This is a genomic window from Stenotrophomonas sp. YIM B13575 (assembly GCF_042787595.1).
Lineage (GTDB): Bacteria > Pseudomonadota > Gammaproteobacteria > Xanthomonadales > Xanthomonadaceae > Stenotrophomonas > Stenotrophomonas lactitubi_B.
The window spans coordinates 1-12,511 of sequence record NZ_JBHZOP010000115.1 but is presented as its reverse complement, the minus strand read 5'-3'; the positions used below and the strand labels follow the sequence as shown (position 1 = coordinate 12,511).

Sequence of the window (12,511 nt, the reverse complement as noted above, 5' to 3'; positions counted from 1 at the left end):
GGGGTGGGGCGGGTGGGCCGTGCAGGGCCGTTGGCGCCATGGATGGCGCCATCGAGCTTACAGGGACGTACTTGCAGCGTCCCCTGCACGGCCCACCTGCCCCGCCCACCCCATGAACCGCTCTACTCGACCAGCCACGAGGGGCTCAGCCGTTGGCCGAATCCAGTAAAATCGCCCCCATGAACGCCCCCACCTTCCCCTACGACACCGCGCGCCTGAGCGAACTGGCCCAGCTGCTGATCGACAACGTCCGCGAACTGGCCCAGGCCGGCTGGACCCCGGCCACCAGCAGCAACTTCTCCCACCGCCTGGATGACCGCCACGCCGCGATCACCGTGTCCGGCAAGGACAAGGGCCGGCTGATCGAAGACGACATCATGGTGGTGGACTTCGATGGCAAGGCCGTCGGCCGCCCGCTGCGCCCCTCCGCCGAAACCCTGCTGCATACCCAGCTGTATCGCCGTTTCCCGGAGATCGGCTGCGTCCTGCATACCCATTCGCCGGTGCAGACCATCGCCTCGCGCCTGTATGCGCCGCAGGGCCACATCCGGGTGGAAGGCTACGAACTGCTGAAGGCCTTCGCCGGCAACAGCACCCACGAGATGGCCATCGACATCCCGGTGTTCGCCAACACCCAGGACATGGACGTGCTGTCGGCCCAGGTTGACGCGTTGCTCGACACCCAGACCCTGTGGGGCTACCTGATCGACGGCCATGGCCTGTATGCGTGGGGCCGCGACATGGCCGAAGCGCGCCGGCACATGGAAGCGTTCGAGTTCCTGCTGCATTGCGAACTGGAGCTGCGCAAGCTGCGCCGCTGACGTTTCCGGTAAGGCCAGATGCCATTCTGGAATCTGGCCGTCGTTGCCACCCTGCTACCCTGTCCTCCCCCCGAGACGTTCAAGCTGCCGCCATGAGCCGACTGCGCATCTACGACGACACCCGCCCCGAATCGCCGCTGCTGGACACCCAGGACGGCGCGGTCATCGCTGCCGAACTGCAGAAGATCGGCGTCACCTTTGAACGCTGGCAGGCCACCGCGCCGGTCGCCCCGGGCGCAAGCCAGGACGAGGTGTTTGCTGCCTACCGCGCCGACATCGACCGCCTGGTCGCCGAACGCGGCTTCAAGAGCGTGGACGTGGCCTCGATCGCCCCCGACAACCCGAACCGCGCCGAGCTGAGGAAGAAGTTCCTCGACGAACACTTCCACAAGGAAGACGAAGTGCGCTTCTTCGTTGCTGGCTCCGGCCTGTTCACCCTGCACGTGGGCGACAAGGTCTATGAGATCGAATGCGTGAAGGATGACCTGATCGCCGTGCCCGACGGCACCACCCACTGGTTCGACATGGGCGATGAGCCCAGCTTCGTGGCGATCCGCTTCTTCACCGAGCCGGATGGCTGGGTCGGTCACTTCACCGGCACCGACATCGCGCAGAAATTCCCCCGTTACATTCCGACCCAGGCGTCCTGATCAATGCAGCCCCGCGTCATCCTGACCGACATCGAAGGCACCACCAGCAGCATCTCGTTCGTCAAGAACGTGCTGTTCCCCTACGCCCGCCAGGCGCTGCCCGGCTTCGTCGCCGAACATGGCCAGCAGCCGGAGGTGCGTCGCTGGCTGGACGCCGTCGCCAGCGAGATCGGCGGCGCCTGCCAGGACAGCCTGGTGGCCGAGACGCTGCAGGGCTGGATCGACCAGGACCGCAAGCACACCGCACTGAAGGCCCTGCAGGGGCTGATCTGGGACGCGGGCTACCGTCGTGGCGACTACACCGCGCACTTCTACCCGGAAGTGGCGCCGGTGCTGAAGGGCTGGCACGCCTCCGGCCTGCCGCTGTATGTGTACTCCTCCGGCTCGGTGCCGGCGCAGAAGCTGTTCTTCGGCTTCAGCGATGCCGGTGACCTCAGTCCGCTGGTGTCGGGCTGGTTCGATACCGAAGTCGGTGGCAAGCGCGAGGCCGACAGCTATCTCCATATCGCGCAGGCCATCGGCGTTCCCGCTGGCGAGATCCTGTTCCTGTCCGATGTGGTCGAGGAACTGGACGCCGCCCGCGAAGCCGGCCTGCAGACACGCCTGATCGATCGCTTGGACGACTACCCGATGCCGCGCATTGGTGCAGCCGCCAACGGCCATGACCGCATCGAGAACTTCCAGCAGATCCAGCTGTAAGCAAAAACTGGTAGATGCCAACCTTGGTTGGCATGCTTCTGGTGTGCCAACCAAGGTTGGCACCTACCAAAGCGTGCCCCTCAACGATCGTTGAGGGTTCGCACCTTCAACGCCTCACGCAGCGCAGCCAGGTCTACCGGGCCACGCACGGCGATGTCGCGGGTTTCGCCCGGCAGCAGGTCCAGCAGGTTGTCTTCCACCTGCACGTCCAGCGCGCCGAAATCGATCCAGGCCGCGCGCACCAGTGCTGCGCTCTGCAACCGCAGGCGGTAGTGGTCACCGTCGATCGCCAACGTTGATGTCAGCTGCTGCCGTGGCAGCACCTGGTCCTTGGCTTCGACGAATCCGACGACCTGCCGCGCCGTCACCCTGCCGTCCTGCAGCAGCTCGAACACCGCCACTGTCCGCGCCGGATCGGCGCCGGCCAGCAGTTCGGCATCCACGTAATTGCCGATACCGGTCACCCCGGCAGCGACCAGCGTCACTGCCTGCTCGCGCCGACGCAGCACCTTGCCTTCCACGTCCATCACCCGCAGGCGCCACCGTGCATCCAACGGCGCGGCCTGGTCGTTGATCAGGCGCACGCGCGTCCTGCCCTCATCGCGCAGCGCGGCCACGGTGACCGGCGCGAAGAAGCGGCGCGCGGCAAAGTGCAGCGCCTTCCAGCGGCCGAAGTAGTCCACGCTCGACCACGAGGCACCCGGCCAGACGTCGTTGAGCTGCCAGTAAAGCGAGCCCATCGTGTACGGTCGCGAAGCGCGATGATGCAGCGCCGCCAGGGCGATGCCATCGGCCTGCATCACCTGGCTCAGATAGACGAAGTCCTCGAAGTCCTTCGGCGTGCCGTAGCCCAGTTCGATGTAGTGCAGCAGGCGCGTATTGCCCTCGCCGGCCATGAATTTCTGGTGCGCACGGATCACCGGACTGTCGATGCGCTGCTCCGCACGAGTAGCGATCTGGTCCACCGTTGCCACCGCAGGCCAGGCCTGCAGGCCGTACTCGGACATGAAGCGCGGGGTCTCGCGCAGATAGGCCTGCACCGGCAACGCTGGATTGCCCCACACCTGCCAGTAGTGCTTGTCACCGCGGGCGGAGTCGTTGGCCTTCTCGTCCAGATCATTGCTGGGCGAGCTGGACCAGTACGGCACGCCCAGCCCGTCTTCGCTCACCACCTGGCGCAGGTCGTTGCCGAACAGATCGACGTAGCCCTGCCAGACCTTCGCTGCGAACGCCGGATCAGCGGCCTTCAGGTCGCGGCCGTGGCCCCAATCCTTCCACGCCGTTTCTTCTTCGTTGTTGCCACACCACAACACGATGCTGGGATGGTGGCGCAGCCGGCGTACGTTGTCGCGCGCCTCGGCGACCACGCTGGCGCGGAATGCCGGGTCGTAACCGGGCTGCATGCCGCCACCGAACATGAAGTCCTGCCAGACCAGCAGGCCCAGCTCGTCGGCGATATCGAAGAACGCATCGTCTTCGTAGTAACCGCCACCCCAGTTGCGCAGCATGTTCATGTTGGCATCGCGCGCGGCGACCAGCACCTGGCGCAGGCGCGCGGCATCAGCGCGCGCAGGGAAGGCGTCGAACGGGATCACGTTCGCGCCCTTGGCGAAGATCGGCACACCATTGATGACAAAGGCGAAGCCCTGCCCTCCCTTGTCGTCCCGCTCGCGGCGCAGCTCGACCGTGCGCAGGCCAATGCGCTGTTCGCGCTTCAACGTGGGGTCGGCGCCACCGTCGAGCGAGGCCATTACGGTGTAGCGGTCCTGCGCACCATGGCCGACCGGCCACCAGCGCCGCGGCTTGGCCAGTTCAACCGGCACCTCCACGCTGTTCTTGCCGGGCTTCAGCTCGCCCGTGCGCTGCACCCGGGCGACGCTGCGGCCGTCAGGATCACGCACCTCAACGTCCACCGCAACGGGACCGGCTACCGCGTCCTGCTCCACCTGCAGCACTACGGCCAGCGTCGCCTTTTCTGCATCAAGCGCATCAGTGCGCACGGCCAGGTCGGTCAACCGATGCGCGCCCCATGCCTGCAGGTCAACGCCGCGCCAGACGCCGACAGTGACGTAGCGCGGCCCCCAGTCCCAGCCGAAGTGGTAGGCCGGCTTGCGCGCGAAGTTGCCGACCATCGCGTCCTTGGGCTCATCGCCGTAGGGCGAAGGATAATTGCCGGCGATCTTGTGCGGCATCGCCTGCACGCCCGGCAGCAGCGTGCGGATCGGCGAACGGAACACGATCTGCAGCTCGTTGCCCTTCGCCCGCAGGCGGCCTTCGACGCGGGCGCGCCAAGTGCGGTGGGCATTGTCGGCACGCAGCAGCGGCTTGCCGTTGAGCTTTACCTCGGCATAGGTATCGAGGCCATCGAAGCGCAACTCGGCGTTGGGCTTGGCCAAGGTGACGGCGTCCACATCGAAACGGGCGCGGTACTCCCAGTCGGCCAGGCCGATCCACTGCAGCTCGGCTTCGGGCGCGCCGACGTACGGATCGCGGATCAGCTCGTGCGCCAGCAGGTCGGTATGCACGCTGCCCGGCACCGTGGCCGCGCGCCACTGCTGCAGGCCCGGATGCGCCGCGCCCTGCGCGTCACCGGGCAGCAGGCGGAATTCCCATTGCGCCTGCAGCGGTGCGGCGGTTGCAGGGAATGCGGTCGCCGCGATCAGCAGCAGGAGCAGACGGACAACGAGGGGAAGGCGATGCACGTGATGCTCCTGTTGTTTTTGCCAGGCATGGCCTGGCACTACTGCATTCGGACGATGTTCAACGCACGACGTTCAGCACTTCGTAGCAGGCGCCCATGGTGTGGTAATCGACCTTGCCAGCCGGGCTCTTCTCGTCGCTGTACTTGCGGTTGTCAGCGTCGAGGATGCGGAACCACGCGCCGTACCGGTGGTCGACGAAGTGCTCCCACGAGTACGCCCAGAGACGGTCGTACCACTGCCAGTAGCGCTCATCGCCGGTGCGCTTGGCCATCAGTGCGGCGGTGGCCAACGTCTCGGCCTGCACCCAGAAATACTTGTCGTCGTCGCAGACGAAGCTGTCGCCGCCGATCGGCGCACCGTCCATGCCCGGCTGGCGGCGCGACTCCGGTGCGAAGCCGTAGTACAGGCCGCCGCGCGCCTCGTCCCAGCTGCGCTCCACCGCCACATCGAACAGATGCTGCGCGGTCGGCAGCAGCCAGTTGGCCTGCACGTGGCGGTCCAGGATCAGCAGCAGCTTGGCCCACTCGGTCTGGTGGCCGGGCTGGAAGCCCCACGGCCGGAACAAGTGCTTGGGATCGTCCAGGTTGTAGTCCCAGTCGATGTTCCAGTCGGTGTCGTAGTGCTCCCAGACCAGACCGCCGGCCTTAGCCGCCTGGCGGCGGGTCATGTTGTCGGCCAGCTGCAGCGCGCGCTCGACATAGCGCTGCTCGCCACTGGCCTCGAACGCAGCCAGCATCGCCTCGCACATGTGCATGTTGGCGTTCTGGCCACGGTAGCCGGTGAAGTTCCACTGGCCGTCGGCCTCGTCCCGGTACAGGCCGTGCTCCGCTTCCCAGAAGCGGGCGTCCAACAGCTGCCAGGTCTCATCCATCCACGTGCGGGCTTCATCGATGCCCGCTTTCAATGCACAGCTGTAGGCCAGCAGCACGAAGGCCACGCCGTAGCAGTGGTTCATGTCGTCCTCGACCACGCCATCGCGCAGGGTCCAGGCGTAGCCGCCGGTGGCCGGGTTGCGATGCACCTCGCGCAGGTAGCGCACGCCGTGCTCGACCGCATCGCGATACTCGGCATTGCCGAACTCGCGGTAGGCCATGGCGTAGTTGAAGACGAAACGGGTGCTGCTCACCAGGTGGCGATGGCTGGCATCGTAGATGCTGCCGTCGTCACGGAAGTAGTGGAAGAAACCGCCCTTCGGATCGATGCAGCGCGGGTGGTAGAACGCCATGGTGTCGGCGATGTGTGCGCGCAGGAAAGCGGGAGAACGGAAATCGGGCGAGGTGCTCATGCGGGAAGGTCCTGTGCCTGCAGCAACTGCTGCACTTCATCGAACGAGGGCATCGCAGCGAACGCGCCCTTGCGGGTCACCGCCAGTGCGCCAACGACGGCGCCGAAGCGCAGCGTGGCGGCGATCGCCTGCGGGTCCTGGCAGAACGCGGCAAAGCCCGCACCCGCCCCACCCCGCTCCAGCAGCCCGACCAGCACGCCACCAACAAAGGCATCGCCGGCGGCAGTGGTGTCCACGGTGGGCACGCGGAAGCTGGTGACCTTGCCCTGCGTTTCGCGGGTGTACCAATGCAGCGTGGCGGCGCCGTCGGTGATGATCACCCAGCGCGCCTGCGCGGCCAGCAGGCGCCGCAGCACCAGTGCCTCGCCGTCATCGCCAAGCGGCGCTGCCAGGTACTCCAGTTCTTCCCGCGACAGCTTGACCAGGTCGGCGCGTTCCAGCGCCTGCCACAGCCGCGGTGTCGGGTCGACATCGGCCGGCCACAGCGCCGGACGCAGGTTGAGATCCAGGCTGACCACCGCACCGGCCGTGCGCGCGCGGTCCATGCCGGCGAACGTCGCGTCGGCGATGTCCGCTTCGGTCAGGCTGTTGGAACAGACATGGAAGCACTGCGCGCCATCGAAGCAGCCTGCCTGGAAGTCGCTGTCACGGAACAGCAGGTCGGCCGCCGGCGGGCGGTAGAAGCTGAAGCTGCGTTCGCCGCCCGCGTCCAGCGCCACGAAGGCCAGCGCGGTCTTGGCCGCGTCGGTGCGCACGATGTAGTCGGTACCGACGCCGTGCTCGCTCAGGCTCTCGGCCAGGAAGTCGCCGAACATGTCGCGGCCGAGCATGCCGACGAACTGGGTCTTCGCGCCCAGCCGTGCGGCGGCCACCGCGACGTTGGCCGGCGCACCACCGGCGTACTGCAGGAACGCGCGCGGGGTATCGGCCGAGGCCGGCGGCTGCGCTAGTAGATCGATCAAAATTTCGCCGAAGCAGACGATGGAACCCATTTTCGACTCAGCCTCCGTGCGTGCCGGCAGCCGGCGCGCGGGCGCCGACCAGTCCGTAGAAAATGATGTAGCCGTAGCACAGCAGCGGCAGGATGAAGCTGGCCTGCACGCCGACGTGGTCGGCCAGGACGCCCTGCAGGTAAGGCACCACGGCGCCACCGACGATGGCCATGATCAGCAGGCTCGAACCCTTGCTGGTCAGCGGGCCCAGACGCTCGATGCTGAGCGCGAAGATGGTCGGGAACATGATCGAGTTGAACAGGCCGATCGCCACCACCGAGTACAGCGCGACATTGCCGGAGGTCATCATGGTCAGCGTCAGCAGGCCGACATTGACCAGCGCGAAGATCGCCAGCAGGCGGCTCGGCGAGAAGCGCGCCAGCAGCGCCGAACCGGCGAAGCGGCCGATCATCGCCATCGTCCAGTAGGCCGACACATAGTGCGTGGCTTCCTGCTCGCTGAAGCCGCCGATGGTGGGCATCGACAGGTAGTTGACCAGGAAGCTGCCGATCGATACTTCAGCACCGACGTAGAAGAAGATGCCGAGCACGCCCAGCAGCAGGTGACGCTTGCGCAGCGCATCCAGATAGCTGTGCTGATGACCCTCGTCAGCCTGCTCGGTGGTGTCGTTCAGCGCCGGCAGGCGGAACAGGAACACGAACAATGCCAGCAGCACCAGCGCAATGGCCAGGCCCACGTAGGGGCCCTGAACCGCGTGCGCCTCAGCGGTACGGTAGGCCAGCTGCTCGGCGGCCGGCAGCGCGGCGATCTGCTCGCCGCTCATGGCCGTGTTGGACAGGATCAGCATGCCGCCAAAGATCGGCGCAATGGCCGTACCCAGTGAATTCAGCGCCTGCGCCAGGGTCAGGCGGCTGGAGCTGGTCTGCTCCGGGCCAAGCAGCGCGACGTACGGGTTGGCTGCTACCTGCAGCACGGTGATGCCGGTGGCCAACACGAACAACGCACCGAGGAAGGCGCCATAGACGCGCAGCTCGGCCGCGGGCCAGAAACCCAGCGCGCCGATGCCGGCGATCACCAGGCCGGCCACGATGCCCTTCTTGTAGCCCAAGGCCGCCACCAGCCGCCCGGCCGGCAGCGACATCAGGAAGTAGGTGCCGAAGAAGGTGAACTGCACCAGCATCGCCTTGGCATAGTTCAGTTCGAACACCGCCTTCAGGTGCGGAATCAGGATGTCATTGAGGCAGGTCAGGAAGCCCCACATGAAGAAGATGGTGGTGACCACGGCCAGCGCCTTGCCGTTGGTGACGGCAGGCTGGTTGCCCGGGGAACCGGATGGGCGGGGCGTTGCGGAGATCGGCATGCGGTACGCGCCTCGATGCGCGAAAGGTCGTTGGTGCGTGGAAGGGTGCAATCAGTTCAGCAGCAGAGCATCAGTTCGGACGTGCGGCACTGCTTTCGCGGATGCGCAACTGTACCGGGGCGACCGTGCGCCGTGGGGGCGCATCCGGTTCCTCCAGTCGTTGCAGCAGCAGGGATGCCGCCTGCCGGCCGCGCTCGCGCGGGTCGGCGGTCAGGGTGGTCAGCGGCGGCACGGCGACCGACGCTTCGGAAATATCGTCGAAGCCGGTCACCGCGAAGTCACCGCCGGGACGGATGCCGCGCGAGTTCAGGCCCAGCATCAGGCCCAGCGCGACGGTGTCGTTGTAACAGACCGCCGCGCTCGGCCGATGGCCGTCGACAAACAGTTCGTCGGTGCGCGCGGCCGCTTCCAGCCGGTTGGGTGCCGATTCGATCATCCAGCCCGGCGGTAGCGCCAGCCCGGCTTCGGCCAGTGCCTGCTGGAAACCCGCGCGACGCTGGTGGCAGGAACTCGATGCCGCATGACCGCCGAAGAAGGCGATCTGGCGATGACCGCGCTCGATCAGGTGGCGGGTAGCCAGGTAGGCGCCATGCTGGTTGTCCAGGGTCAGGAAGTCCCACTCGGCCCCTTCCAGCTCGCGGTTGAACAGCAGTACGTTGGCATTGGCACCCAGCGCCTGCCGCAGCAGCGCGGCATCGCTGCCTTCGGCCGGCGACAGGATCAGGCCTGCAGGCGTGTGCTCCATCAACGTGGACAGCACCGCCTGCTGGCGCTCGGGTGACTCGCCGGTACTGCCGAGCAGGGTCACGTAGCCACGCCCGCCCAGTGCCTCGTCCACACCGGAAGCGAATTCGGCGAAGAACGGGTTGGACAGATCGTTGATGACCAGCGCGATGCTGGACGATGTGCGTCGCCGCAGGTTCGCCGCCGCGCGGTTGTAGACATAGCGCTGGCGGCGAAGCTCGGCCTCCACCCGGGCACGGGTATCGACGTTGACCAGCGGGCTGCCGCGCAGCACCAGCGACACGGTCGCGCGCGAAACGCCGATGGCACGGGCGATGTCGGTCACCGTCACCGCCTTGCCGGAACGCTTGCTGGAACTGTCGCCGTTGTCGTTCATCGTCTTCCCGCACTCCGATGGATGCTCAAGCCTAATGGATCGCGGCCCTGTCGTGCCGTGCCGTTCGCTGGGTTGCCTCGAACGGCACAGCCCGGCTCAGTGCAGCTGGCTGCCCGGGGCCGCGCACCAGGACACCGGCAGATCCTTCACCGCCGTGCCCCAGCCCTGCGTCGGCGCCGTGCCATCGAGGGCGAAACGCAGCTTCGGGCCCTGCTGCAGCTGGTTCCAGCCCAGCCACACCGGGGCATGTGCCTGGCCATCGACCTGCACGCCCTGCACGTACTGCAGGCGGCGTCCATCGGCGCCAGGCGCCTCGATGCGCAGGGTGCGGCCGTTGCCCAGCTCGACCTCGACCTTGGCAAAGCGCGGCGTATGCAGCAGGAACTCGCCGCTGCCCGGCACCGCCGGGTACACGCCGATCGCACTGAACAGGTACCAGGCCGACATCGTGCCGAGGTCATCGTTGCCGGTCACGCCATTGGGCGCATTGGTGAACAGCTGCTGCGCCGCACGCACCACTGCGGCGGTCTTCCACGGCTGGCCGATCAGCGTGTACAGCCACGGCGAATGCAGGTCGGGCTCGTTGTTGGGGTTGTAGCGGAACTGGTTGTAGTAGCTGTACGGGCCCACCACCCACTCGCGGCGCGCCGCATTGAGCGGGTCGGCCTGCAGCGCATCCATTGCGAAGAACGCATCCAGGCGGCGGCCCGCCTGCTCGCGACCGTCCATCGCTTCAACCAGGCCCGGCACGTCCTGCTGCGCCAGCCACTGGTACTGCCAGGCGGTGCCTTCATGGAAACCATGGTGCGAGCGCGGGCTGTAATGGCCGTCAGCCGGGGTATACCACTGGCCGTCTTCGGTGCGCGGGCGCGGGAAGCCACTGAAGCCGGTTTCCGCATCGCGTACCTGCGGGTCCCACACCTTGCGCCAGTTGCGGCCACGCTCACGCAGGGTCGCCGCATCCTGGACATGGCCGAGGCCATCGGCCATCTGCGAAAGCGCGCAGTCGGCCAGTGCGTACTCCAGCGTTGCCGAACCACCGTGGTGCGGGTCGACGTCCATGCCCTTGGACGGGAACGCACGGTCGTAGACCACGTAGCCCTTGTCCAGGTAGGTCGGGTTGCCGGAGCGACCGGCCATCCGCGAGTTCAGTGGCGGCGTGCCGAACGCGTTGCGGCGCAGCGCATCCCATGCCTGTCCTTCGCGGCCCTTGAGTGCACCGAAGCGCCACAGATCGACCATGAAGGGGGTGACCGGGTCGCCGGTCATGATGTTGGTCTCGAAATTGGCATAGCCCCAGCGCGGCAGCCAACCACCCTGCTCGTCGATCGCCAGCAGGGTGCGGCCGATGTCGCGCGCCACGTCCGGACGTGTCAGCGCCAGCCACTGGTTCTGTGCGCGGTAGGTGTCCCACAGCGAGAAGTACTCGTAGTAGGTCCAGCCATCGGCGCGATGGATGCCATCGTCGTAACCACGGTAGCGGCCGTCGGCATCATTGCCGGTCATCGGCTGCAGCAGCGCGTGGTACAGCGCGCTGTAGAAGACGGTGCGGTCATCGCCATTGCCACCCTGCACGCGGACGCGTGCCAGCTGCTCGCGCCACGATTGCTGCGACAGCGCGCGCATGCGATCGAAGCCGAGCAGCGCCCCGCCCTGCATGCCCTCGGCGCGCAGGTTGGTGCGCGCGCCTTCGGCGTCCACATGCGAAATCGCGCTGACGGCCGTGACCGACTGGCCCTTGGCCAGGTCGAAGCTGAGCCACGCGCCATTCGGCTTCTGCTCGCCTTCCATGCTGTGCCGCGCGCCCGGCAGACCGCCGCCCTCGCCCCAGGTGCCATGCGCCTTGAACGGGCGGTCGAACTCGATACGGAACCAGGTGGTGTACTGATGGCCACCGCAGAAGCTCTTGGTGACCAGCTTGCCTTCGACCACGCGGTCGCCGACCACATCGACCACGCTGCCGATCACCGAGTGGCGCTCGTTGGCCTGGCCGACATTGACCAGCACGTGGCCATCGCCCTTGCCCTGGCTGAAGGTGTAGCGCTCGGCAGCTGCGCGGGTACGTGCGGTGGCTTCGGCATCGATGCCGCCGTAGCTGGTCAGGCGCACCTTGTAGTAGCCGGCCTGGCCGATTTCGCCGTCATGGGTATAGGCCGAGGCATACGCCTTGTGGTCGAACTGCTTGGGGTTGCCGGTATCGAAATCACCGCCGGGGCCGATGCTGCCGGTCACCGGCAGCACCGAGACCTGCCCGCCCTGCTCCCAGCAACCGGCGCCGGAGAGGAACGAATGGCCGAAGCCACGGATCCTGTCGTCGTCGTAGCGCCACCCCGAATAGTGGCTGCCAATCGGGCTGACCTGGATCAGGCCGAACGGCGCCGAGGCACCGGGGAAGGTGTTGCCGTCATCCTTGCTGCCAATGAAGGTATTGACCTCGCGCTCCAGCGCGGCCGGTGCGGCCTGCAGCCAGGGCGTCACCGCGAGCGCCAGCAGGCAGGCGATGCGGGCCAAGGGCCGATGGGACAATGCCGACAGGCGGCGGGCGGGACGACGGCGGGACAACCTGGTCACGGGCAGGACTCCTTGGCGGCAGGGCGGCAGCGAGGGACCGGCCACACAGCCCGAGCCCTCGTTTCCATCGGTGCAAATCCGCACCCCGGCGGATTTAGATCGATTCAAGTAGAGCATGGGAATTTCGCCCAATGCATTCTGCGGCGCAGCATGAGGGGTGGGCTTAGGCCGGGCTGCGCCCGGCACCCGCAGAGGCAACGGCCGAAGCAACGGCAACGGCAACGACAACAGCAACAGCTGCATTCCGTGGGATGGCGGGGTGGGTCCGGCTGCGGGGGACGCTGCAAGTACGTCCATGTAAGCTCGGTCGCGCCATCCATGGCGCTCACGCCCCCGCAACCGGACCCACC

At 67.0% G+C, this 12,511-nt stretch carries 9 protein-coding genes; 3 read left to right on the top strand and 6 right to left on the bottom strand.

The window, feature by feature from the left end; all coding sequences use genetic code 11:
* Positions 1-179: 179 nt before the first annotated feature.
* The 3 genes from ACFX4F_RS17015 (at position 180) to mtnC (ending at position 2,170) form a co-directional block, all read left to right on the top strand.
* The gene (locus ACFX4F_RS17015; RefSeq protein ID WP_049467062.1) at positions 180-821 is read left to right on the top strand and encodes a methylthioribulose 1-phosphate dehydratase; all 642 of its coding nucleotides are present in this window, start codon (positions 180-182) and stop codon (positions 819-821) included.
* 92 nt (positions 822-913) lie between these two features.
* Positions 914-1,471 (top strand): acireductone dioxygenase, encoded by a 558-nt coding sequence (locus ACFX4F_RS17010; RefSeq protein WP_049467060.1) that lies wholly within the window; start codon positions 914-916, stop codon positions 1,469-1,471.
* 3 nt (positions 1,472-1,474) lie between these two features.
* Entirely contained in the window at positions 1,475-2,170 is a 696-nt protein-coding gene (gene mtnC, locus ACFX4F_RS17005; RefSeq protein ID WP_380657341.1) for an acireductone synthase, read from the top strand.
* Positions 2,171-2,250: 80 nt separating this feature from the next.
* Here the strand turns inward: mtnC and ACFX4F_RS17000 are convergent, their stop codons facing one another.
* The 6 genes from ACFX4F_RS17000 to ACFX4F_RS16975 all read right to left on the bottom strand — a co-directional run bounded on the left by ACFX4F_RS17000 (position 2,251) and on the right by ACFX4F_RS16975 (position 12,161).
* On the bottom strand, positions 2,251-4,872 hold the full coding sequence (locus tag ACFX4F_RS17000) for a glycoside hydrolase family 2 protein (protein ID WP_380657340.1): 2,622 nt from the start codon (positions 4,870-4,872) through the stop codon (positions 2,251-2,253).
* Positions 4,873-4,930: 58 nt separating this feature from the next.
* Positions 4,931-6,157, bottom strand: a complete 1,227-nt coding sequence (locus ACFX4F_RS16995) for an AGE family epimerase/isomerase (protein WP_380657338.1) — start codon at positions 6,155-6,157, stop codon at positions 4,931-4,933.
* Positions 6,154-7,149 (bottom strand): carbohydrate kinase, encoded by a 996-nt coding sequence (locus tag ACFX4F_RS16990; protein WP_380657336.1) that lies wholly within the window; start codon positions 7,147-7,149, stop codon positions 6,154-6,156. The genes ACFX4F_RS16995 and ACFX4F_RS16990 overlap by 4 nt, the downstream gene beginning before the upstream one ends.
* A 7-nt stretch (positions 7,150-7,156) precedes the next feature.
* On the bottom strand, positions 7,157-8,470 hold the full coding sequence (gene fucP / locus ACFX4F_RS16985; RefSeq protein WP_099818320.1) for an L-fucose:H+ symporter permease: 1,314 nt from the start codon (positions 8,468-8,470) through the stop codon (positions 7,157-7,159).
* A gap of 70 nt (positions 8,471-8,540) precedes the next feature.
* Entirely contained in the window at positions 8,541-9,590 is a 1,050-nt protein-coding gene (locus ACFX4F_RS16980) for a LacI family DNA-binding transcriptional regulator (RefSeq protein ID WP_099818319.1), read from the bottom strand.
* Between the two features lie 96 nt (positions 9,591-9,686).
* Complete coding sequence (locus tag ACFX4F_RS16975) at positions 9,687-12,161, bottom strand: GH92 family glycosyl hydrolase (RefSeq protein WP_380657333.1); 2,475 nt, start codon at positions 12,159-12,161, stop codon at positions 9,687-9,689.
* Positions 12,162-12,511 lie beyond the last annotated feature (350 nt).